The organism is Sedimentibacter sp. MB31-C6 (assembly GCF_035934735.1).
In the GTDB taxonomy this organism is placed as follows: Bacteria; Bacillota; Clostridia; order Tissierellales; family Sedimentibacteraceae; genus Sedimentibacter.
Genome location: NZ_CP142396.1, coordinates 739,328 through 763,261 on the forward strand (window position 1 = coordinate 739,328; position 23,934 = coordinate 763,261).

At 28.8% G+C, this 23,934-nt stretch carries 21 protein-coding genes; all 21 read right to left on the reverse strand.

Annotated elements, in window-relative coordinates; translation table 11 throughout:
- Positions 1-21: 21 nt before the first annotated feature.
- A complete protein-coding gene (locus U8307_RS03635) occupies positions 22-1,632 on the reverse strand; it encodes a BCCT family transporter (protein ID WP_326910311.1) in 1,611 nt (536 codons plus the stop codon).
- A gap of 114 nt (positions 1,633-1,746) precedes the next feature.
- Positions 1,747-3,240: an HAL/PAL/TAL family ammonia-lyase gene (locus tag U8307_RS03640; RefSeq protein ID WP_326910312.1), complete on the reverse strand. Its 1,494-nt coding sequence runs from the start codon at positions 3,238-3,240 to the stop codon at positions 1,747-1,749.
- Between the two features lie 26 nt (positions 3,241-3,266).
- Positions 3,267-5,513, reverse strand: a complete 2,247-nt coding sequence (locus tag U8307_RS03645; protein WP_326910313.1) for a xanthine dehydrogenase family protein molybdopterin-binding subunit — start codon at positions 5,511-5,513, stop codon at positions 3,267-3,269.
- A gap of 2 nt (positions 5,514-5,515) precedes the next feature.
- Positions 5,516-6,361, reverse strand: coding sequence for an FAD binding domain-containing protein (locus U8307_RS03650; RefSeq protein WP_326910314.1), 846 nt, complete (start codon positions 6,359-6,361; stop codon positions 5,516-5,518).
- Positions 6,362-6,364: 3 nt separating this feature from the next.
- On the reverse strand, positions 6,365-6,826 hold the full coding sequence (locus tag U8307_RS03655; protein ID WP_326910316.1) for a (2Fe-2S)-binding protein: 462 nt from the start codon (positions 6,824-6,826) through the stop codon (positions 6,365-6,367).
- A 174-nt stretch (positions 6,827-7,000) separates the two neighbouring features.
- Positions 7,001-9,889 (reverse strand): AAA family ATPase, encoded by a 2,889-nt coding sequence (locus tag U8307_RS03660; RefSeq protein WP_326910317.1) that lies wholly within the window; start codon positions 9,887-9,889, stop codon positions 7,001-7,003.
- Positions 9,890-10,101: 212 nt separating this feature from the next.
- Complete coding sequence (gene thiS, locus U8307_RS03665) at positions 10,102-10,377, reverse strand: sulfur carrier protein ThiS (RefSeq protein WP_326910318.1); 276 nt, start codon at positions 10,375-10,377, stop codon at positions 10,102-10,104.
- An 18-nt stretch (positions 10,378-10,395) separates the two neighbouring features.
- Positions 10,396-12,552, reverse strand: a complete 2,157-nt coding sequence (locus tag U8307_RS03670; RefSeq protein ID WP_326910319.1) for an aldehyde ferredoxin oxidoreductase family protein — start codon at positions 12,550-12,552, stop codon at positions 10,396-10,398.
- Between the two features lie 17 nt (positions 12,553-12,569).
- Positions 12,570-12,968 (reverse strand): 4Fe-4S binding protein, encoded by a 399-nt coding sequence (locus tag U8307_RS03675; protein ID WP_326910320.1) that lies wholly within the window; start codon positions 12,966-12,968, stop codon positions 12,570-12,572.
- A gap of 243 nt (positions 12,969-13,211) precedes the next feature.
- A complete protein-coding gene (gene hslO / locus U8307_RS03680; RefSeq protein ID WP_326910321.1) occupies positions 13,212-14,090 on the reverse strand; it encodes an Hsp33 family molecular chaperone HslO in 879 nt (292 codons plus the stop codon).
- A gap of 51 nt (positions 14,091-14,141) precedes the next feature.
- Positions 14,142-14,873, reverse strand: a complete 732-nt coding sequence (locus tag U8307_RS03685; protein WP_326910322.1) for a class I SAM-dependent DNA methyltransferase — start codon at positions 14,871-14,873, stop codon at positions 14,142-14,144.
- A gap of 1 nt (position 14,874) precedes the next feature.
- Positions 14,875-15,066 (reverse strand): small, acid-soluble spore protein, alpha/beta type, encoded by a 192-nt coding sequence (locus tag U8307_RS03690; protein ID WP_442985529.1) that lies wholly within the window; start codon positions 15,064-15,066, stop codon positions 14,875-14,877.
- Between the two features lie 47 nt (positions 15,067-15,113).
- Positions 15,114-15,254: a hypothetical protein gene (locus tag U8307_RS03695; protein WP_326910325.1), complete on the reverse strand. Its 141-nt coding sequence runs from the start codon at positions 15,252-15,254 to the stop codon at positions 15,114-15,116.
- Positions 15,255-15,450: 196 nt separating this feature from the next.
- Positions 15,451-16,194, reverse strand: a complete 744-nt coding sequence (locus U8307_RS03700) for a peptidylprolyl isomerase (protein ID WP_326910327.1) — start codon at positions 16,192-16,194, stop codon at positions 15,451-15,453.
- A 118-nt stretch (positions 16,195-16,312) separates the two neighbouring features.
- Entirely contained in the window at positions 16,313-16,579 is a 267-nt protein-coding gene (locus U8307_RS03705) for an HPr family phosphocarrier protein (RefSeq protein ID WP_326910328.1), read from the reverse strand.
- The gene (gene whiA / locus U8307_RS03710) at positions 16,548-17,543 is read right to left on the reverse strand and encodes a DNA-binding protein WhiA (RefSeq protein ID WP_326910330.1); all 996 of its coding nucleotides are present in this window, start codon (positions 17,541-17,543) and stop codon (positions 16,548-16,550) included. The genes U8307_RS03705 and whiA overlap by 32 nt, the downstream gene beginning before the upstream one ends.
- Before the next feature lie 10 nt (positions 17,544-17,553).
- Positions 17,554-17,979: an NUDIX hydrolase gene (locus tag U8307_RS03715; protein ID WP_326910332.1), complete on the reverse strand. Its 426-nt coding sequence runs from the start codon at positions 17,977-17,979 to the stop codon at positions 17,554-17,556.
- 112 nt (positions 17,980-18,091) lie between these two features.
- Positions 18,092-19,228, reverse strand: coding sequence for a THUMP domain-containing class I SAM-dependent RNA methyltransferase (locus tag U8307_RS03720; protein ID WP_326910333.1), 1,137 nt, complete (start codon positions 19,226-19,228; stop codon positions 18,092-18,094).
- Positions 19,229-19,335: 107 nt separating this feature from the next.
- Complete coding sequence (locus U8307_RS03725) at positions 19,336-20,754, reverse strand: sigma-54 interaction domain-containing protein (protein ID WP_326910334.1); 1,419 nt, start codon at positions 20,752-20,754, stop codon at positions 19,336-19,338.
- Positions 20,755-20,824: 70 nt separating this feature from the next.
- Positions 20,825-21,985, reverse strand: a complete 1,161-nt coding sequence (locus U8307_RS03730) for a class I SAM-dependent methyltransferase (RefSeq protein ID WP_442985530.1) — start codon at positions 21,983-21,985, stop codon at positions 20,825-20,827.
- 68 nt (positions 21,986-22,053) lie between these two features.
- A complete protein-coding gene (locus U8307_RS03735; protein WP_326910336.1) occupies positions 22,054-23,727 on the reverse strand; it encodes a glutamine--tRNA ligase/YqeY domain fusion protein in 1,674 nt (557 codons plus the stop codon).
- Positions 23,728-23,934 lie beyond the last annotated feature (207 nt).

The window sequence follows — 23,934 nt, forward strand, 5'->3', positions numbered from 1 at the left end:
ACAAAATACTTTTTGTAATATTTAATCTTCTACAATTAAATCTTTATCTACAATTGCTATATCTGGATTATCAACTACATCGTATTCCTTAGATTTAATTAACATTTTTATTGTACAAAATACCATTAATGCTACTACAAACAATAATGGAAAGGCACTAACTATTGCCAATTGTTTAGTTGCATCTATACCACTTACTTCTCCCACTGTTCCTGCAGTCGCTATGTTAACAAAAGCTAAAGATGACATTACTAAACCCCAAAACATTTTAATTTTTTTAGGTGGTTCTTCAGAAGAACTCTTATTAGAATTTATGGAAAGTGAAGAAACCGTAGTGGTCATCGAGTCTGCTAATGTTACTACTGATAAAAATGCTGTTATCATAAATAAAGCGCTTAAAAATTTACTTAATGGAAAATTCTCAAAGAATGCAAATACAGATACTTCTAAACCTCCTGATTGAATTTGTTCCCATATTCCGCCACCATTCATTTCCAAGAATATTGATTCTGAACCAAAAACCCCGAACCAAATTATACCAAATATTCCTGGCAATAAGAAGTTATATAAAGTAAACTCCTTTAATGTTCTTCCAACTGCTATTTTAGCTAAGAACATTCCTATAAGAGGTGTATAAGCTATCATAAAGCTCCAATAGTTAATTGTCCACCATATAGGCCATTTATCTCCTTCGAATGTCCCTAAATATGTCGATTGTGTAAAATAGTTATCCAAATGAAACCCAAAAGACTCTGTTAACATATTAAGTATGTACTTAGTATTACCGAATATCAATATGAAAATCATCAATCCTATGTATATTTTAGCATTTTTATCTGATAAAAATTTTACTCCCCTATTGATACCTGTATAACTGGATATAATAAATGTAACTACTATTGTAAGTAATATTACTCCCCATACTATTGTTGTTGGTTCTATTCCAAATAGTAAATTCATTCCACTTCCTAATTGCATAGATGCAACTCCTAATGATGCAGAAACACCTCCAGCTAAACCAAACAGACAAAGAATATCAACAATATCACCTGCTACACCATTTACTCTCTTTCCTAGTACAGGATAAAGACTTGATGATACACGATATGGAAGTTTCATATTATAAACAGCATATCCTATACCTATACCTGCTACACAATAAAATGCATATAATGCTGGTCCCCAGTGTAAATAGCATGTACTTAATGAATATAATGCACCTTCTTTACTCATTGGGTCATATCCAAAACCAGGGATTGGAGACATTAAATGTGTTAAAGGTTCTGCAATACCCCAAAAAACAATACCAGTTGCAATACCGCCACATAAAGATATAACAAACCAACTCCATTTACTCATTATAGGTTTTGCATCTTTTCCACCTAATTTAATGTTGCCATATTTCTTTGAAAACATCATCCAAATACATATAGCCATCATTGATAAAGCAACTAAATCGTATAGCCATCCAAACCACTCTCCAGCAAAATTAACTATTGCACTTTCTGCTGAAGCAAATGATGCAGGTGACACAATTCCTAGAACTATTATGGCTGCATATATAATTACCATAGGGATAAAAACTATCTTTCTAACGTCCACCTTCTCTAGACTTTTAGCTTTACTGTTCATTTAAATCCTCCTTGTACTATTATTTAATAAATTCAAAATAATTATAATTTATAATCGTCAAAAAATAGTCAAATAATATCGTTTTCATTTTGCTATATTATTAATTCTCCATTATTAAAACAATAGTTTTTTTGACTTAATTATTTCATATGCTTTTTTAATATCTATACTTAAATTTCTATCCTCGTCCAAAAAAGGTATATCGTTTCTAATTATCCTATATGCCTCTTTTGTAACCTTTCCCATTCTAATATTTCCTCTCAAATCAACAGCTTGAGCGGCATGAATGGCTTCTATACCTAAAATATATCTTATATTATCAATTATTTTCCTCACCTTATCAGCTGCCAAAGGAGCATTACTAGCATGATCTTCTATATTGCCTGCTAATGAATATTGGTCTATAGATGATGGATTTGCTAACATCCTATTTTCAGCATCTAAATATGCAAATGGTTTTTGAATAGTTCCATATGCAATTGTTTTTGCTTCATTTGGAGTTAAAAACCTCGTAAGTTTCGTGAATGAAGGATCAGATAATTTGATCATCCTATTACATGATAATTTTGATAGATGACATAAGGCAATTCCTAACATTTCAACACCTAGTACTAAGGATGTTATTTCAAAGTTTGCACTTACAGATACTCTTTTTTCATCAGCTACTATACATGGATTGTCATCAGTAACATTAATTAAAACAGCTAATTTTTCTTTAATATAATCTAATGCATCATAAACTGCTCCATTAACAGCAAACGAACACCTAAAGCTTAATGAATCTTGTAATGCTCTATCTTTATGAGGTTCATATAAATAACTACCCGTTAAATATTCCCTGCATTTTTTTGCACACTTAATTTGTCCTTTTAACTTTCTAAGATTATTTACACTCTCATCTAAAGATTGTACAACACCATTAAGACCCTCCATACCTAAACAATAGATGATATTTGACATTTCTACCAATTCTTCTGTTTCTTTAACAAGCATCCCTATAAAAGCTTCACTCTGAGCATTTGAAGAAACTATACTTAATCCATCTTTAGGCCCTAATACAGCTGGATACATCCCTTCTATTAACATAGCATCCTTTGAATTTATTATTTTTCCTTTATAACTTACTTCTCCCTCACCTATTATTGATAAGCCTATATGAGACATAGTTGTAATATCACCTTCACCAATAGACCCTCTTCTTGGTACCCTAGGATGTATACCTTTATTTAAGAAGTCTTTATAATGTTCTAAGATTTCTATTGAAACACCTGATGAACCACATAATGCTGTGTTTAATCTTATTAACATCATAGCTCGAACTTCTTCATCTGTACTATATGGTTCTACTCCTAGACTATGACTGTTTAAAAGATTTCTGTTATATGTTTCAAAAAAATCTACATCAAACTCCTTATCCTTATTCCAGCCAACGCCTCTGTTTAAACCATACACAGCTTCTCCCTTAGCTGCTAAATCAAAAAGTATTTGTCTGGCCTTTTTGGCTTTTTCTAATGCTTTTTCATCAATTTCAACTTGCCTGTTATTATATGCAACATCATATACATCATCAAGGCATAAGTCTATACCGTTTAAAATTAATTTTTCCATTTAAAATCCTCTCTATCTGTATTTATTCACCTAGAAACATTTCTTATAATTACTTCTGGTGTTGCAGGATATGTAGTTATGTTAGTATCAAGTGCAAAATTAATTGCATTTAAGACTGCTGGACCTGGTGCAACTGCTGCTATTTCACCTACACTTTTAGCCCCATAAGGTCCAAAAGGTTCATTTCCTTCAATAGTCATCACTCTTACTTCTGGCATTTGAGGTGCATTTATCATATGGTATTTAGAAAAATTAGTTGATTTAACATAACCCTTTTCATCAATTTTAATTTCTTCTAAAAGAGCCATACCTAAACTAAATTGAGCTCCTCCTTGTATTTGACCTTCCACTAATAAAGGATTTATTGATTTTCCAATATCATGTACTGCTAATAAATCTATTATTTCAACTTGGCCAGTATATTTATCTACCTTTACTTCTGCAAAGCTTGCGGAGTAAGTTCCAGGATTCGCAGGAGATTCATATCTTTCAAATACTGATAGCGATTCATGATATTTTAATTCCAATTCAATTGCAATTTCTCCATAAGTGTATTTTTCTTCTGAATTCTTTTCATAAATAATTCCATTTGTAGCTATCACATTTTCTTTTCTGCAATTTTTGAGCTTACAAAATGAATCTATAAGTTTTTTCTTAAGTTTTTCGCCAGCTGATTTAACAGCACCACCACATACAAAAGTTACTCTACTTGCTTGAGTTCCAGCAGAATCATAAGGAGATGTAATAGTATCAACTTCTAAAACTCTAACTTTATCCATATTTATGTCAAGAGATTCTGAGGCTATTTGCTGCATTGTTGTTACGGTACCGCATCCTTGCTCATGTATACCTATCTTTACTAGTACGCTACCATCTGAAAATATACTCATATCTACATTTGTAAAATCAGGATGAGCACCTTTGTATCCATTTCCATGAGCTCCACAAGCCATTCCTACTCCATAAGCATATCTATGGGTATTTTTATTTTTAATATTTTGACGCTTGTTTTTCCAATCAAATTTTTTCATTCCATTTATAACGCATTCGATGATTTTTGTATTTCCGATTTCAGTTCCACCAGTAGGATCCTTTGCTCCTTCTTTTACAAGATTTTTAAGTCTAAAATCACAAGGGTCCATTCCTATTTTTTTTGCAACATTATCGATATTTATCTCTGTTATTGCATGAGCTTGAGGTGAACCATATCCTCTGCATGGACCTCCAGGTATTGTGTTTGTATAGTACGTATTTCCTTCATAATACTGATCTTGAATGTCATATAATCTAAATAGTTTTTTGCCCAAAGCCATTGCAATAGCACTTGAATTAGTGTAATACGCTCCACCATCAATATCTACAACTATCTTTCTACCTAAAATTTTACCATCTGCTTTTATAGCTGTTTCAACACTTATTTCAGTTGCATTCCTACTTCTTGTTCCTAATATAGCATCTTTTCTATCCATATAAAGCATTACTGGTCGATTGAGTTTATATGCTGCAAATGCACATATTGGTTCCAATACAGTATGCCCTTTCCCTCCAAAAGAACCTCCCATAGCAGCCTTTATAACTCTCACTCTATTAAAAGGAATATTTAATACACTAGCTACATGGTATTGTATTTGAAAAGCTGTTTGGCATGGACTCCAAACAACCAAACTTCCCTGTTCATCTAATTCACTTAGACATATGTGTGGTTCTATTGCAGAATGATGTATTTTCGGCGTTTTCCCTGTATCTCTTATAATAAAATCTGCATCTTTAAATTTTTCTTCATAATTTCCGCAATTTATTTTTTTTGCAAAAGCTAAATTTGTATTTCCATTAACAGTTGCTGCATTTTGTTTTGCTTGATTTATTCCTATTACACTATCAAGCTCTATATAAGCAATACTTAGTTTAGATATAGCTTTTTGTACAGCTTTTTTGCTTGTTCCTACTACTAATGCTATTCTATCTCCTACAAATCTTGCTTTATTACACAATAAGTACTCATCTTGAAATTCCTTTGCACCAGCATACCATTCATGTGAATTATATAAAACATGTGGAACATCATCATATGTATATATTGCTTCAATACCTTCAACTTTTATAGCTTCGCTTTTATCAACTTCTATTTCAGCATGAGGTTTTTTGCTTAAAACTAATTTTGCATAAAGCATGTTATGTCTTTTCATATCACATATAAATTTTGTTTTACCGGTAGCTTTATCATATGAATCTTCCCTAATAACACTTTTACCTACATATTTTAATTGTTCCATATTTATCTCCTTAATTTATTCAATATATCCTCTATTAATCCTTCTGCTGCTATCTTTTTATAATGTTTTGAACTTCTATTTGGTATAGCATTCTCTATTTGCATATAAACTGCTTCATGTAAATCTTCATGATTAATATTTTTAATATTTTTATATAATAATTTTTCCTCAATGAGTTTTGCTTTAATCGGTTTAGGTCCTACAGCCCCAAGATATATATTTGCTTTATATATGATTAAGTCTTCACTGATATTAATTTTAGCGCAACAATTAATTTTTGATATAGTAACTGCCTTCCTTGACCCAACTTTTGAAAAGGCAGATTTAGAAGAGGATTTTTTTATTATTATTTTAGTTATTACTTCATCGGAATCTAAATTGTTCTTTTCTAATCCCTCGACTACGTTTTCAATTTTATCAATTCTTCTTTTACCAGTAGAATTAATTATTTCAATGTTTGCATCGTAAGAAAACAGCACAGGTAAAGTATCTCCACTTTGCGATGCATTCGCAACGTTTCCTCCTATTGTAGCTCTATTTCTTATTTGTTGAGAACCTAAGTTATAAGCAGAATCAACTAGCGCAGGTATATATTTATTAATTAAAAGGCTATTTTCCAATTGTGTCATTGTTACACAGGACCCTATTGTTATCTCATTCTCTGTTTCATTTATTTTTTTAAATTCCTCTAATTTTGTTATATCAATTATGTTATAATCGTAAATTTCTTTTTTATTAAAGTGAATGATTAAATCAGTCCCCCCACTAATTACAAATGTATTGTTATCTTTTTGCTTTAAAGCTTCACATAATTCTTCAATTGTTTTTGGAGATACAAAGTTTTTCATATGCTACACCTCTTTTACAGTAATGTCTTTTACTGCTTTCACAATTTTGTTATATCCTGTACACCTACAAAGATTTCCTTCAATAGCTCTTTTAATTTCATCTTCTGTAGGATTAGGATTTTTTAATAAAAGAGCTTTACATGATAAAATCATACCTGGAGTACAAAAACCGCATTGGATAGCTCCATTTTCTATAAATGATTTTTGTATTACATCAAGTTCACCACTTTGTTCTAAACCCTCTATTGTTATAATTTCACATCCATCCACTTGCCCAGCAAGTATTGTGCAAGAAGTTACGGCTTCTTCATTTAGTATTATAGTGCATGCTCCACATTCTCCTTCAGAGCACCCCTCTTTTACTCCCGTCAAATTTAAATCTTCTCTCAAAAAATCTATTAATCTCTTTGTTGGATCTATATTTATTTTCACATTTTTATAGTTTACTTTTAATTTTAATTCCATGATTCCTCCAGTACACTTAATATTAATAATACGATATACCTTTTGAGTCAAAAAAAAGTCAAAATATAATTTTGACTTTTTTATTATCATTAAAAAACATTAAAAAGATGAGATTTTTTAAAATATGCCTTCAGAATCATAACAATAAAGATAATACAAATCGAAAGATTACTTTTAAATACTTTCAAGAAACTCCTCAGCTTTCGTATTTATATCATTATTATGATATTTATCACAAAATAACATCGCCCCTTTTATGTAATTTTTTGACTTTTCTTTCATACCCTTTTTATTATAAATTAATGCTAGTAAATAATAAACTTCAGCTCTTCCCCAAGCAAATATAGTTTTATTGTATGCTTTTAATGATTTTAATAAATAAAATTGTGCTTCATCATAAACTTCAATCATATACTTTGAATAACCTATTTTAGAAAAAATAACTGCAATTGCAGGAAAATCCTTATCTTCATTACAAAATTCAAAAGCTTTATTATAATATTTGATTGCTTCGATATAATCATTCTGCATTCTCTTACTTTCGCCTATATAAAAATATGATGCTGCAATATTTAATATATATTTGTCTTTATCCTGTAAAGATTGAAATATTTCAATAGCTTTAAATATATATTCTTCACCTTTTTCATAATTATGTTTGAGTATATTGTAATATCCTTTATATCTTAATACTATAGAATTCTTTCTTATATCATTTAACAGTTGAGATAATTTTTCAGCTTCCTTAATATAATCTTTCATATATAGTAAATTATTAGTATTAATAGCATATTGTATAAGTAATATGTAACCTTCATAAGAATAAATATAATGTCCTGTTTTAGAAGATAAATCAATCATTTTATTTATTGCATCCAACCCCTTAACTGGATTCCCTATATCTTTATGAAATCTTCCATATAAATGTAAATATATAATTTGCAGTAAATATATTTCATCTTTTTTCTCAAATTCTAGTTCATCATAAATATCCTTTAGTTTTACAAACTTTTCTTCTAACAATTTCTCATCAGTATAATATTCAAATACCCCTGAATATCTTTTATCTTCTAATATAGGAAATATTTCATGACTCACATCAAAAATCACCTGCATATTTATAACTTCGTATTTAAAGACCTTATATTTATTATCAGATCTGCCAAAATGATAAATAAGATTTGGATAATAAATTCTATCAATATTAGTATTATTAAGTTTTAATTCATAATACTTACCTATCATTTCATGTAATACTATACGTTTAGATTTAGATACTGTATTATATACATATTCTCTTATTTTTTGATGTGTAAACATTAACCCGCACTTTGAACTAGAACATTTCATTTCTTTTAATATATTCTTAGTTATAAGTTCTTCTATTAATTCAATAAGTTCTAATTTTTCAATATTAGTAATTTTTGATAACATTTTTACATCAAAGACCTCATAAAACATGGAACAAATTCCTAATAATTTTCTTCCATTTGAACTAAGCTTTACAATTCTTCCGCTTATTAAAGTTGCCATTTTATCGGTTATACTGCTAATATTCACACCTTGTTTAAGACTGTTTACCATTTCTGTTATAAATAAAGGATTTCCTTCGCTTTCTTTAAATATAATATGGCTGAATTCAGTATATTCAGGCATAATCGTCTTAACTAGATTTTTAGTTTCTATATTATTAAATCTGCTTAATTCTATATTATTGATGTAATTCTGTGGGCACAAACTAAAATAAAATTTTTCAATAAATTCGCTATATTCATCTCTGCAAGAAGCCATAATCATAGTATTATATCTATTTGAAAATATAACTTTACATAATAAATCTAAACTATTTTTATCCGCCCAATTCAAATCATCTATTACAAATACAATTTTTTGAACTTTACTTATTAATAAAAATAATTTACCTATGTAATTTTCAATAAAATAACTGTTACCTATATCCCTGTTATAATGTTCAAAATTATCCATATCTATGTTTAAAGTAGGAAAAGTTTTACTAATAGTTTTTATTAAATCAATTGGTATACTTATTTTCTTCTCTTTTATTATGTACGATATTTTTTCGAAAATTTCATCCCATAATTTAAACATAAATTGAGATTCTGCCTCATAACATGTTATTCTTATTATTATTAATTCTCTTTCGAAATTTTCTATAACTTTATCAAGTAACCTTGTTTTTCCGATACCTGCTTCACCAAAAATTATATAAGATTTGAATGCTTTATTACTAATAAAGTTTACAATGTTACCATTTAATAATTCTAATTCCTTTTCTCGTCCATAATACGCTAATTCATTTGTAGTGTTTGTAGAAATTTGCCCTTTAGAAATGTCTTCAAACATTTTCCTTGTTTCTATTGAAGGTTCTATAGACAAATTTTCTCTTAACACATTTTCTAATTTCTTATATACCTTAATAGAATCGCTTAATTTTTTTTGACTTTTATAAATGGTAATAAGATTTCTATACATTTTTTCATCAAATTCATCTAATTCAATATATTTTTTACAACATATTTCAGCCAAATCATATTCTTTTTCATTCATTAAAAAAGTAATTATTTCATTGAACTTTTCTAAATATAAATTTCTATATTTACTTCTCTGTAATTTTAGCCATTCGTCTAACTCTACAGTTAATTTATTGTCAATACCTTCTAAAAAATCCCCAACATATATATCAATAAAATTATTTATTTGATATTCACTTAAATTTTTTTGTACATCTAAATTATATATTAAATCAGTATCTGTAATAATTTTACAGTTACAGTCAATTTCTAGCAAAAATCTTTTTGGTGACAATATAAATTCTTCATATAGATTTTTTCTTATTATATAAACTGCATTACGCAAACTTTTCTTCGCAACTTTATCATTCACATTTCCCCATAACAATGAACATAATTTATCTCTTGTTATGCTTTTATCATGAGCTAATATATAAACTATATTTTCTGCTTTTGCATAAGGAAGATGTATGATTTCGTTATTCAATTTTATATGTGGAATACCAAAATACTTAATTTCCAACTTATTCATAAAATTGTCCCCTTTGAAGAAAAAAATTAGTAATTGTTAATAAGTTTTCTAAGCATTATATCATAATATACGTTTTCATTCTACACTTCTTTTAGATAAATATAGAAAAATCCTTTATTTATATAATTAAGACATATAAAAAGACGATACATTTTATGTGCATTTATAAACTATATCGCCCTTTTTAAATCAATTCTACATTATCAATTACCTTATCCACCGGCTAGTAGATGGATCATTTTGATATCATCTCCATCATTTACTATAGTGGTAGCGTAATCTTCTTTTTCAATGTGTTTACCATTCACTTTAACTATTATTTTAGGGAAGATAAATTTTTTCCTTTTCATAATTTCTTCTATAGTTAAACCTTCTTCCCATGGGAAGTCTCTATTGTTTAGTTTGATTATATTAATCACCCCTAGTATTAGGTATGTCTTTCGGGTCGCATGCAATGCGACCCCTACATATGAATCACAGTTTGCCATATGCGCGCCCCCTACATTTTATTGTAGGTCTTTTATTACTTCAATCAGTTCTGGCATGTCGATCCCTAATTCTTTTAAATGTTCTATCTTAGGCACAGCATTTGAATTCCAGCCTCTTCTTTTATAAACTGCATCTTGTAATTTTTCATATTGACTTTCTCTATGTTTTCTCAATACAGCCATCTTTTCTTCAGTAGTTTTACCTTCTGTATTATAATTCAATAATTCTTTTAACTGATTATCATATCTTTCCTGTCTTGATTCATATTCTTCTTTTGTAACAGGCCCCATTGAACGATATGGAACCTTATCGTTTACTCTTAAACCTTTACCCATTCTAATATTAAATATTTTCTGGAAGTTATAAACTCTTTCGGATTCTTTAATCATATCATTTACTCCAATAGTTCTACCTGTAACACCTTTTACAACATCTAAATAATTTTGAACATGTTCTGGAATTTTTGCAGGTTCTGAAGTATATTTATTATCTGCTGGAACAATGTCATTCCAAGGTAGTTTACAGAAGCCATATAAACCAAACCATGTTCTAAACATTGGATAATAATAGAGGGCTTCAGCCTTATCTTCAAATGTTGGTATTTGATTATTTACCATATCCATAAATATTAACCATGCTTCATCATGTTGTGGTCCCTTGTTTGTAAGACCAAAACCGCCTTGTTGTGCTAATGATTCCTTACAACCATATTCTGAATATTCTAATCCTTTTTGCTCCATTCCTATATCAAACAAGAAATTTGAATCAGCTCCATATTTTTCTGCAAAAATCTTTTTCATTCTATGAATACCTTGACCTACTATAGTTCCAAAACCTTCACCTTTAGACATTTGGTGTAGCAACTCTAATGAAGCTTCTGAATTCCCAAAATTAAGTTCTAACCCACCTGTTATTTCGTTATTAATTAATCCTCTTTCATAACATTCCATAACAAATGCTGTTGATGTACCAAAGGAAATTGTATCTATACCATATGTATCACAATAGAAATTTATTTCTAAAACAGCTTTTGGATCAAATATACCACAATTAGAACCTACGCCTGCAATTGTTTCATATTCTGGTCCATCTACAGTAACTTTTTGTCCCTTATATGGTCCAGTCTTTAATTCAAAGTTATCTGCAGTCTTGGCACAAGCCATTGAACAACCATACCAACAACCATCCTCTAAACCTTGAGTTAAATAACAATTAATAAAAGTATTTGGACCAATCTTATTAGCATCTTGATGCCCACCGTATTGATAATTCATAACTGGTAACAAATCATATTCACTCATTATTTCAACAGAATATGCAGTTCCTATTTTTCTCATTTGATTTTGTGTATCATCTAAGTTACTTACTTCCTTGTGCATCTTTATTCCTGCTTTATTTATTATAGATCTATCTACAGGATTATTTGAATCACCCTTTACATTACTATATTTAACTATTAATGCCTTAATTTTTTTATCTCTAAATATTGTTCCTAACCCACCTCTGCCTGCTTGTTTAAATCTAGCAACTTTTCTTCTTAAATCATAAAATGAAAAGTTTAATACACCCATTTTTGTATGTTCAGATCCTGTTCCTGCTGATACAACAGATATATTTCTTTTATCAGCTTCTGATTCTGCATACATTTCTGTCAATTGTTCTCCTATTACATGAGAATCAATTGCCTCTAATGGAGCTTCTTCAATTCTTACTATTCCCTTATCTCCATCAATAAATACTATTATGTCTTTATCTGCTTTACCTTGAATTTCTAAAGCATCCCATCCTGAAAATTTCAACAAAGGTCCAAAATATCCTCCAACATTACTATCAATTGGAATATCAGTCATAGGTGAAATACTACAAACTAATGATTTCCCAGAACCAGGGTATTGAGTTATGCCACATGCTGGGCCTCCTGATATTATGATTTCGTTTTCAGGGTCATTCCATTTTGTCGCTGATGTAGTAGCCTTCCACAAATACCATAGTCCAAATCCTTTACCACCTATAAACTTGTCCTTAACTTCTTGAGGAATTTCTTTTGACTCTATTTTATTATCCGAAACGTTAACATAAAGAGTTCTATAAGTATAGCCTTTATCTACCTTTTTTACATCATATTTATATTCTTTTAAAAGCTTTCTTCCTTCTTTTAATTTATCAATATCCATATTTTTTCCCCTTTCAATTAATAATTTAATGTTGCTTCTTTTTCAGTTATATAAATAGCTCCTGTAGGACATTCTTTTGCACATAATCCACATGCAATACATTTGAAAGGTTCAATATATTCATCATGTTGTCTCATTGCTTCTTCTGGGCAAAAACCCACACACATAAAGCAACCCACACATACTTTTTTATTAATTCTTACTATTCCGAGCTTGTCTCTAGTTATTGCTTGAACAGGGCAATGTTCAATACATATACCACATTGATTGCATACATTAATATTTGAATTCACATCCTTGCTTATTTGTATGCATGATTTAGACTTGTTGTTTTCCTTAAAATATGTTTTAGAACAAATTTCCTCACATAAACCACATTGAATACATTTGCTTTCGTCCTTTGCCAAATACTTCACAATAAACCTCCTATTATATTAATTTTACTATCAAATAAATATCTTATAACAAATATATTTACTTAACTATTAGAAAATGAATAAATAATTTATATATAATTATAAATCATTTTACATTAAAAAACAATATCAGTTAGTTGTTTAAGTTGTTTAAATTCTTACTTTAAGTCATAACTAAAATAAAAAAGTTTAAAACTTAAGATTTTAAGTTTTAAACTTCTTTATTTTTTATATTAAGAAAAGCTAATAAAGATTTGTATATATATTTTTCAGATTATCACCTTCAAATAAATATTTTTTATTGCAAAAGTGACATACTGTTTCTATTTTTTCATCTTCTTCAATTATATTTTTAAGTTCTTCCTTGCCTAACGATATTAATGCTCTTTCCATTCTATCTTCAGAACAGTCACAGTTAAATTTCACTGGAATTTTCTCTGTAATTTCTAGGTCAAAATCAAGAAAAAGTTCCTTCGCAATTTCTTCTACATCTTTATCATTATCGAAGTAATCAGATACTGACTTAAGATTATTTAGCAGATTTTCAAGTTTACTAAGATCCTCTTCTTCTATAAATGGAAGTGGTTGAACTATAAATCCTCCAGAAGATTTAATACTATAATCTCTATCTACTAATACACCTAGTGCTACTGCTGAATTCTGTTGCTCCGATAAAGAATAATACATAGCAATATCGTCGCCAATTTCACCTGTAACAATATCTGTACTCCCAACATAAGGATCCTTCAATCCTATATCCATAATAACAGTAACCTTCCCATTTATACCGACGGCTTTACCAACATTAAGTTTTCCATTTTCCTTTAACTCTAAATTTACATTAGGATTATCTGCATATCCTTTTACATTCCCTTGATTGTCAGCTACAACCATTATATTGCCAATTGGTCCACCACCATTAATGTTTACTGTTAATTTATCTTTTTCATCTTTCATCATATATCCCATCATAAGACCTGCAGTTAAAGTTCTACCTAATGCAGCAGATGCTGTTGGAGTTGTATTATGAAATTTTCTAGCTGTTTCTACTGTTTCAGTTGACCTAACCATAAACATTCTAAATGTTTTTTTCTTATCTATTGCTCTTATCATATATTCCATTTCTATAAACCCTTTCCATTGTTTTAGTACGCTATTGACTTGTGCACCTGCTTATTTAGTTGTACAAAATACTGCTCTCAAAGATTTATCATTTACAATATTATCGTTGTAATCATCAAATATTTTTACATCACTAAATCCAGCATAATTTAACATGTTAACTATTTCATCTGTTCTGTGTATATACTGAGTCTGTATTTCAGTAATTCTTTCATATTTATGTAATTTATCTTTCACAAAAAAGTTAATTTCTATGTCAACTTTAGAAAGGATATTATCAAAAATATTTTCCCAAACATAAAATATTTCATTATCATCATATACATATGTATCATTAAACATAGTTTTATATTTATATTCTGTACTCATGTCAAATATAAATTTACTTCCAATATCTAAATGTTCATTTATTCTATTAAAAAATAATAGTAATTCTTCGCTAGTAATATAATTTATTCCATCACAACAGCAAATTGCCCCTTTAAATTTATCATCTATTTTAAAATTTGTCATATTTTGATTTAGTAGTTTTACATTAGGAATTCTACCCAACTTTTCATATGCCCTCATAAGCATGTCCTGTGACAAATCAAAGGCAGTAACCTTAAAATTATGTTCTGCCATCAATGATGTTATACTACCTGTACCACAGGCTGCTTCTAAAACTTTATTATTATTGATTCCTAATTTGTCAATAATAAAGGATGTCCACTTTTCATAGTCTATATCATTCATCAGCAAATCATATATTTGTGAGAATTCTTTATAGCTATTGTTATTCATATTATTTCTTCCTTTTTTTCTTTTTTTTAGCAGTCATAAGACCACCTATCCTGCCAGTTTCCTTTGCAGTTAGTCCTCCCCACCCAAGTTCTTCAACTTTATCCATTAAACCAATTTCTTTAGCTATTTCTAATTTCATCAAATCATCAGGCGTAAGCGCTTTTTTCTTTTTTTCTGCCATTCTTTCCTCCATAGTAATTAAATTTTTACATATAATTATTATGAAGAAAAATCTAAAAATTATTCTTTATTATTCTTTTTTATAAGCAGTATTGCTTTAATTTCCTTTAATGTTAATAGTATTTTATTTAGAGTATATTGAATACTGATTATTATTATAAAAAACATAACTATTAAAACAACCCAAATTTTTAAATTCATCATTCACTCCTCATTAAATACCTAATACACGAGTTGGCCACACGGACCTAAACCGTGCGCGTATGACAATTCTGCCACATCTACATAATTTTATCTATCATTAATTTATATTATCATAACATTTTTATTATCGCAACAAAAAAACTGTAGGGACGCATTGTATGCATACCCTACAATTCAATGTTAATGTTTTATACTATTCAAAAACTTCTACTTTGTATTTATCCTTCAATTCATCTTTTTTATCTTGATATACTTTTTCTTGTTTTTCTAAAAAATAGTTTTTCTTTATTTCCTCAAAAACATCCTTTAATTCTGAATCCCCTTCAGGTACATAATCTGTCAATTTAATAATATGATATCCAAATTCTGTTTTTACAGGTTCACTTATTTCTCCCTTTTTCATAGCAAATGCAGCATCTTCAAATTCCTTAACCATTTGTCCACGGCCAAACTGTCCTAAATCTCCGCCAACTTCTTTTGAAGGACAACTTGAATTCTGCTTAGCAGCTTCTTCAAAGGATAAACCAGTTTTTATATCTTCTAATATTTTATTTGCCTTTTCTTCTGTATCAACTAATATATGACTTGCCTTTACCATTTCTGTTTTTTTATACTTACTTTTGTTTTTATTATAATAATCTTCAACTTCTTCATCAGATACATTGATATCATTAAACATCTTTCTTAAACCATATTGTTGAAGCATAGATTTTTTCATATTTTTCATAACAGCTATAAATTCTTCATCTTTTTCTAATTCATTTTCTAAAGCCTCAGAATATATTAACTCATGCATGACAAGTTCATCAATTAATTTTTTTCTTCCTTCTTCACCTTGAAAATAAGCTGCATTTTGTCCTAAATTACTCATTAGTGCACTTAAATCTGATTCTCTAACGTCTCTACCATCTACATTTGCTAATACTTTATTATCCATTAAATCTCCTAATTCATTTATTTTGTATATATACAATAGTATACCAAAGAACGCATTAAATGCGTCCCATAGATTCTTCATAAATAGTTAATAGTTAATAACTAATACTATAATTTGTTTATTCTTCCTCATCCATTGATTCTAATAACGCAGTCAATTCCGTTATACATTTATCTTCATCTGAACCTTTTGTAATAATTACAAGCTCATCGCCCTTCATTGCACCTAAAGCCATTATGCTTATAATACTCTTACCATTAGCTTCTTGAATATCTTTTTTTATAATAATCTCACTTTCATAGTTCCTAGCCTTTTTAACAAATATGGCTGCTGGTCTTGCATGTAAACCTATCTTATTTTTTAAAATTACTTTTTGGGATCTCATCCTTTACACCTCTCTTCTCCTGCTCTAATAATTCTTCAGCTATTTCTTCTATCTTTCTTAATCTATGATTCACACCCGATTTACCAAGGGGTGAATTTAACATTTGTCCTAACTCCTTTAAACTTGCATTACTATGCTTTAACCTTAAGTATGCTAACTCCCTCAAGTTTTCAGGAAGTTTATCTATAACTTTATGTTTTTTTAAAATCTTTATATGATTAATTTGCCTCATAGATGTATCTACAATTTTATCTAAGTTAGCAGTTTCACAATTTATCACTCTATTAATTTGATTCCTTGTTTCTTTAACAGCCCTTATGTTTTCAAAATCAAGCACTGCATTATATGCTCCCATCAAACTCAATAAATCGCTAATTTGTTCGCTTTCTTTAACATATACAATAAAATAATTCTTTCTGTTAAGCATTTTTCCATTAATATTATATTTTTTCAAAAGCTTACATAAACCTTTGCCGTGCTCTTCTTTATTGTTAACTAACTCTGCATGATATGACTTTTCAGGATCACTGATTGAGCCACACCCCATAAATGAACCCCTTATATAAGCTCTTTTACAGCAATCGTTTTTAACTAAATCTTTTGGAACACCGTAATTAAAATTCATAAAGTTTAATTCATCATCTTTTGTAAGCTGAATATCCTTTAAAAAAGACCTTGAAAGTTCTTCCTCAATTCTTATATTATAACTGTTTTTCTTTTTAAGTCTATTAGTTCTTTTCACACTAACTTCAGTAGAAATGTCAAAGGCGAATTTTAGAAGTTTAAATATATGTCTTGCAATTGCTGCATTTTCAGTTGACATCTCAATTTCTAGTTTTTTTAAACCCTTAAAATTTATATAACCAGCTGTTCTAACTAATGCTGCAATTTCTGCTTTTGCACAACATACATCTATAATTTCGTTTCTTGATAACTCATCTTTTATCTTTGAAGAAAAAGTCATATCTTCTCCTTTATTTATAACAATGATTTTTTATATCTTCTACAGCTTTTTTGATTATTTTTCTTTCATCGTCATATCTAGCGATTTTTAATGTTCTATCAAAAGGGAGAAATCTTGCTTCAATAAAACCTTCATTTTTTTGAGCAATACAGTTCATACTTCTAGCCATCATTAAATACCAATATACTTCCTTATAAATCCTAACATTGTCTTGAAAACAAGTACGGTTAAACTCATAATTAATTTTTCCTATGTATTTAATTACTAAAACTTTAGAATTGCTTTCTTCAAAAACCTCTCGTATAGCAGCATCTTTAAGAGTTTCTTTTTCTTCTACTCTGCCCTTAGGCAGTACCCAATCTCCATTAAACTTTCGCAACATTAAGATATTGTTTCTAAAAAAAACAATGCCTCCTGCGCTTACTTCAACATTCATATTACTGCCTCACCGCATTTGCTATGTAGTTATAAGCATACTACTAACTACAGTTTACAATAAAAACCTATATATTTCAACTAATTTTAATTAAAATTTTACAATTCATTCTTTATGGTCTTTTTCCATAATATTGATAATACTCAACTTTTACAGCTCCGTTAAAAAGCTTCCTTTTTTTGTCTGCTTTTTTCCCAAAATCTCTTTCAAATGACCCTACTGCTGTAATAATATATTTAGACCAAGTATCATCATTTCCATATAATTGGCCAAGTTTCTTGTGAATTTTTTCTATATCTTCTATATCTCCTATTCTATCTCCATATGGAGGATTCGTAATTAAAACTCCATATTCATATTCAGGTTTTGATAAATGATTAACATCCTTTACAAAAAACTCAATACAGTCGTCAACGCCTGCTTCAATAGCATTTTCTTTAGCTATTTTAATTGCTTTTTCACTAACATCAGAACCATAAATTTTAATATCAGTATCCAAATCTATTTGTTTTCTCGCTTCAATTTTAGTGTTTTTCCAGTATTCATCCTTAACTATTGGCCAATTTTGAGAAGCAAAAGTTCTAAACAATCCAGGAGCTATATTCCTACCTATTAAAGCTGCCTCAATGGGAATTGTTCCTGAACCACACATCGGATCATAAAGTATTCTATGTTTATTCCAAAAACTTAACTTTACAAGTGCTGCAGCTAAAGTTTCTTTTAAAGGTGCTTCAGTAGACCTTTCTCTATATCCTCTTTTAAAAAGACCTTCCCTTGCTCCAGTAGTATCAATTGACAGAGTTGCAATATCCTTATGTATCGATACTAAGATAGTATATTCTGCTCCAGTTTCAGGCATCCAATCTACATCGAATTCTTCACAAAGTTTTTTTGATACTGCCTTTTTTACAATTGACTGACAATCAGGTACACTAAATAACTTTGATTTTACAGATTTACCCTTAACTGTAAATTTACCATCTTTTGTTATCCATTTCTCCCAAGGTAACTCATAAGTTTTATTAAATAGTTCTTCAAAACTTAATGCTTCAAACTGCCCCATTATCAACATCACTCTATCAGCACACCTTAAATGTATATTTGCTTTTGGTATATCTTTTATATCAGCATCAAAATACATCCACCCATTATCAGTATTCACATTTTCAAAACCAAGTTCTTTTAATTCTCTTTTAACAATTGCCTCTAATCCAAAGGCAGAAATTGCAGCTAATTTTATTTCACTCATATGTTTCCTTTCTTTAAGACGGTACCATTTGTCGCGGTACGCATACAATGCGTCCCCTACAGTCTGGGGTTACATTTTTGGGTCGCGGTACGCATACAATGCGTCCCCTACATTGGTATACCGTATTTTTCCATCTTGTAATATAATGTAGCTCTTGGAATTTTTAATTTTCTTGCTACTTCTGATTTATTGAAATTTAATTCGTTTAATGTATTTAATATAATATGTTTTTCAATTTCACTTATATATTCATCAAGACCATTTTCAGCTCTATCTACCTCATTTAAATTAATAACTTTGCTTATTTTTTCAACTTCTATTTTTTTCATATTTATTGGTAAGAATTCCTTTTCTATCTTATCCTTTCCATTTTGCAAAGCTAGTATTACAGATCTTTGTATAACATTTCTAAGTTCCCTCACATTGCCTTCCCAATAATAAGCTGAAAAAATATCAAGTATTTCAGTTGGTATTTCAATTATATTAATACCTTGTTCCATACAAAATTCCTGCAAAAATTTGTTTGAGAGAAGAACTATATCTCCCTTTCGTTCCCTTAGTGATGGAATATCAACTTGAAATACATCCAATCTATAATATAGATCTTTTCGGAATTTTTCTTCTTCTATTAACTTTCTAATATCCTTATTTGTAGCTGAAATGATTCTTACATTTATTTTTTTTGATTTATTGCCACCAATTCTAGTTACTTCCCCATCTTCTAAAACTCTCAGAAGTTTTGGTTGAAGTTCTAAAGGCATATCTCCTATTTCATCTAAAAATAATGTGCCTCCTTCTGCTTCTTCAAATTTACCAATCTTAGCAATATTTTTAGCACCTGTAAAAGCACCTGGTTCATAACCAAAAATTTCACTTTCGAATAGTTCTTTTGGTATTGCACTACAGTTTATAGGAATAAACTTTCCTTTCCGACCACTTTCATAATGAATTGCTTTTGCAAACAATTCTTTTCCTGTACCACTTTCACCTCTTAATAATATGTTTAGAGGCGTTTTGGATATATTTTTACATAAATTAATAACCTGTATAAAATTTGCATTATTACTAATTATTTTTGCGAAATATGATTCTCCAGTTAAAGATATTTTAGTAAATTCTTTCTCTAATTGTAGTAGACTAGATTGAGTTTTATTTAATAAATCACTTAATTTTACTGTTTCTGTAATATCTCTATCCCTTGCAAGAGCACCAATTATATTTCCTCTTTTATCTTTTAGTGGTATTGCACTTAAAACTATATAACTATTTTCTCTAGGACTGTTATATATATCGTAATAAGATTTTCCATTTTCAATAACTTTAGGCAAAATAGCATTTGGAAAAAACTCCTTTATTTCTTTACCTAATATATCTTTTCTTTGAACTTTATAATACTTTTCTGCAGTTGAATTAAAAAAAATAACCTTATTATATGTATTTATAACTGTTATGGAATCAGGTATATTGTCTAATATATATTCAAAGGCTTCTTTATCATGCTCATTAAAGTTTAATTCTTTAATCATATATAACACCACCATCAAAGAAAATTAGATTCTTCACTATGTTCAAAACGACAACATAATAAGGTACTCTCTATTGCTCACCTATTGTTTTCCAATAGTTTTCTATAAATATATCATATAAATTCCAAGTTTTTTTAAACTCATCATACTCTATATGAACATTTGGATTTACTTTGTTACTTTTTACAGCTCTTATTAGAATGTTTTTAGGTGTATGCTCCATTGATATAAACTCCATTAACTGAACCTTATATCCCTTTGTTTCTAAAAACATACTCCTTAAAGAATCTGTTACAAGAGAGGATAATCTTTCTTTTATCAATCCATGTTTCAACATAGGCTCTAATGAATTGTTTTTTATTTTATCGTAAAACTCATGTTGACAACATGGTACAGAGAGAATAACATCTGTATTCCATTTAATTGCCTTTACCAAAGCAGCATCTGTAGCAGTATCACATGCATGTAATGTTACTATCATATCAACCTTTGATTTATATTCAAAATTACGTATATCACCATACATAAATTCTAAATTTTCAAAATTTAGTTTTCTAGAAGATTCATTGCAAAACTTTATAACATCATCTTTTAAATCTAACCCGATAATCTTAACTTTTATTTTTTTAATATTATAAAAGTAATGATACAACGCAAATGTAAGATATGCCTTACCGCAACCAAAGTCAATAATCATAAAGTTATCTCTTAGTTTTTTATCTTTTAATGAATCATCTACAATTTCTAAAAATTTATTAATTTGTTTAAACTTATCATATTTTTTAGCTAAAACTTTTCCCTTTTCATTCATAACACCTAAAAGTATTAAGAAATCACAAGGTTCATTTTCATTAATAATATATTGTTTTTTCTTATTATGACTTTCATTCTCTAATTTTTTAGTAGCTTCTTTTTCAATAACTTTTATACTCCCTTTTTTACTTACTATTAAAGAGTAATCTGCATCTTCTGTAAATATATTGGCATTACGATAATCTTGAATTATTAAATTAACTATCTCATCTGCTGCACTTTCAACTGTCATATTTTCATGAAATACTTGAGTTTTTGTAAATTTCTCAAATTGAATTTTATTTTGGCTTTTTATAATTACAGGTCTTACAGTTATTTTTTTATATGGATTTTGTGATTTATTTCTAGGAGTTGTAAAAATCCCATATATAAATTTATCTTTTATTAAACTACTCTTAATTATATCATCTATATTCAAATTAACCACCTTTTTAATGTGACTGTAGGGGACGCATTGTATGCGTCCCGTGGTATTCGTCAAACACGTTACTTTTTATAGCTGCTTTTCAATGACACTATACGATTAAATATTAAATTGTCTTTTGTAGTATCTTCATCTATTATAAAATAACCATGTCTTAAAAATTGAAATCTTTCACCTATATTATGTTCTTTGATAGAAGGTTCAACTTTACAGTTCTTTAATACTATTTTTGAATTTTGATTAAGTTTTTCAAGGAAGTTTGATTTATCATAATTATCATCTTCCATCATATAATCATAAAGTCTTACTTCTGCATCAATACAGTGTTTTGCAGAAACCCAATGCAATGTTCCTTTTACTTTCCTTCCTGTAAAACCAGTTCCACTTTTTGTTTCTGGGTCATAAGTACAATGTACTTCAATTACATTACCATCATCATCTTTAATGAAGTCTTCACATTTTACGAAATATGCATTTCTTAATCGAACTTCATTTCCTGGGAAAAGTCTGAAATACTTTTTAGGTGGATTTTCCATAAAATCTTCTCTTTCAATATATATCTCTCTACAGAAAGGAATCATTCTTGAACCCATTTCTTTATTATCAGGATTATTTCCTGCCTCAACATATTCAACTTTGTCTTCTGGATAATTTGTTATAATTAATTTAATTGGATCTAACACCGCCATTGTACGAGGAGCTTTCTGACTTAAGTCATCTCTAATAGCATATTCTAACATAGCAATATCAACAACACTTTGTGCTTTTGAAACTCCTATTGACTCGCAAAAATTATTGATAGATTCAGGTGTATAACCTCTTCTTCTATATCCAGCAACTGTTGGCATACGCGGATCATCCCAACCTTCAACATAACCTTCTTCTACCATTTTTTTAAGATACCTTTTTCCCATCATTGTTTTTGTCAAAAATAATTTTGCAAATTCTATTTGTTTGGTTGGGGCATCTTTAAATTCATCAATATTGCTAAGTAACCAATCATAAAATGGTCTGTGATCTTCAAATTCTAATGTACATACAGAATGAGTAATACCTTCAATAGCATCCTCTAAAGGATGTGCATAGTCATACATTGGATATATACACCACTTGTCTCCAGTATTATGATGTGATTCATGAAGTATTCTATATATAACAGGATCTCTCATATTGATATTTGGACTTTTCATATCTATTTTAGCTCTAAGTACTTTTTCTCCATTTGAATATAATCCATTTTTCATTTCTTCAAATAACTTTAAATTTTCCTCTATACTTCTATTTCTATAAGGACTTTCTTTACCTGGTTCTGTAAGAGTCCCTCTATATTCACGTATTTCATCTGCAGATAAATCATCTACAAATGCTAATCCCTTATTAATTAACTCAATAGCATATTTGTACATTTTATCAAAATAGTCTGATGCATAGAATATCCTTTCATCCCAATCAGGACATAACCATTTAACATCCTTTATAATTGATTCAACGAAGGAATCATCCTCTTTTATCGGGTTAGTATCATCAAATCTTAAATTAAAAATACCATTATTCTTCTTTGCCAAACCATAATTTAAACATATTGATTTTGCATGGCCAATATGAAGATATCCATTAGGTTCAGGAGGAAACCTGGTATGTACACTAGATCCATATGTTCCATTGGCCAAATCTTCATTAATTATTTTTTGTATAAAATTCACCGATTCTTTGTTATTTTCAATATTATCGCTCATTTTCTCCTCCTCATATCTTATATATTAAAATATTATCATAATTTTTATTCTTTTCAAGTATATTAACACAATTCTTTGGTTTTTCAAAGATTATTTTGTAATTTAAGGCAAATTAATTAGAATATACTTATTATCTCATTAATTACATTTTATAATACAAATAAAAATAGACCCAAAGGGTCTATTTGATGTCGGGGACGCATTGTA

Coding starts and splice junctions, on each gene's coding strand:
- U8307_RS03695 (WP_326910325.1), bottom strand. CDS start 15,254: ATGAATTTAAAAATTTGGGTTGTTTTAATAGTTATGTTTTTTATAATA.
- U8307_RS03650 (WP_326910314.1), bottom strand. CDS start 6,361: ATGAAAAACTTTGTATCTCCAAAAACAATTGAAGAATTATGTGAAGCT.
- U8307_RS03715 (WP_326910332.1), bottom strand. CDS start 17,979: ATGAATGTTGAAGTAAGCGCAGGAGGCATTGTTTTTTTTAGAAACAAT.
- U8307_RS03735 (WP_326910336.1), bottom strand. CDS start 23,727: ATGAGCGATAATATTGAAAATAACAAAGAATCGGTGAATTTTATACAA.
- U8307_RS03645 (WP_326910313.1), bottom strand. CDS start 5,513: ATGGAACAATTAAAATATGTAGGTAAAAGTGTTATTAGGGAAGATTCA.
- U8307_RS03700 (WP_326910327.1), bottom strand. CDS start 16,194: ATGGATAATAAAGTATTAGCAAATGTAGATGGTAGAGACGTTAGAGAA.
- U8307_RS03635 (WP_326910311.1), bottom strand. CDS start 1,632: ATGAACAGTAAAGCTAAAAGTCTAGAGAAGGTGGACGTTAGAAAGATA.
- U8307_RS03725 (WP_326910334.1), bottom strand. CDS start 20,754: ATGATTAAAGAATTAAACTTTAATGAGCATGATAAAGAAGCCTTTGAA.
- hslO (WP_326910321.1), bottom strand. CDS start 14,090: ATGGAATATATGATAAGAGCAATAGATAAGAAAAAAACATTTAGAATG.
- thiS (WP_326910318.1), bottom strand. CDS start 10,377: ATGGCAAACTGTGATTCATATGTAGGGGTCGCATTGCATGCGACCCGA.
- U8307_RS03640 (WP_326910312.1), bottom strand. CDS start 3,240: ATGGAAAAATTAATTTTAAACGGTATAGACTTATGCCTTGATGATGTA.
- U8307_RS03655 (WP_326910316.1), bottom strand. CDS start 6,826: ATGGAATTAAAATTAAAAGTAAACTATAAAAATGTGAAAATAAATATA.
- U8307_RS03690 (WP_442985529.1), bottom strand. CDS start 15,066: ATGGAGGAAAGAATGGCAGAAAAAAAGAAAAAAGCGCTTACGCCTGAT.
- U8307_RS03720 (WP_326910333.1), bottom strand. CDS start 19,228: ATGAGTGAAATAAAATTAGCTGCAATTTCTGCCTTTGGATTAGAGGCA.
- whiA (WP_326910330.1), bottom strand. CDS start 17,543: ATGACTTTTTCTTCAAAGATAAAAGATGAGTTATCAAGAAACGAAATT.
- U8307_RS03685 (WP_326910322.1), bottom strand. CDS start 14,873: ATGAATAACAATAGCTATAAAGAATTCTCACAAATATATGATTTGCTG.
- U8307_RS03660 (WP_326910317.1), bottom strand. CDS start 9,889: ATGAATAAGTTGGAAATTAAGTATTTTGGTATTCCACATATAAAATTG.
- U8307_RS03705 (WP_326910328.1), bottom strand. CDS start 16,579: ATGAGATCCCAAAAAGTAATTTTAAAAAATAAGATAGGTTTACATGCA.
- U8307_RS03670 (WP_326910319.1), bottom strand. CDS start 12,552: ATGGATATTGATAAATTAAAAGAAGGAAGAAAGCTTTTAAAAGAATAT.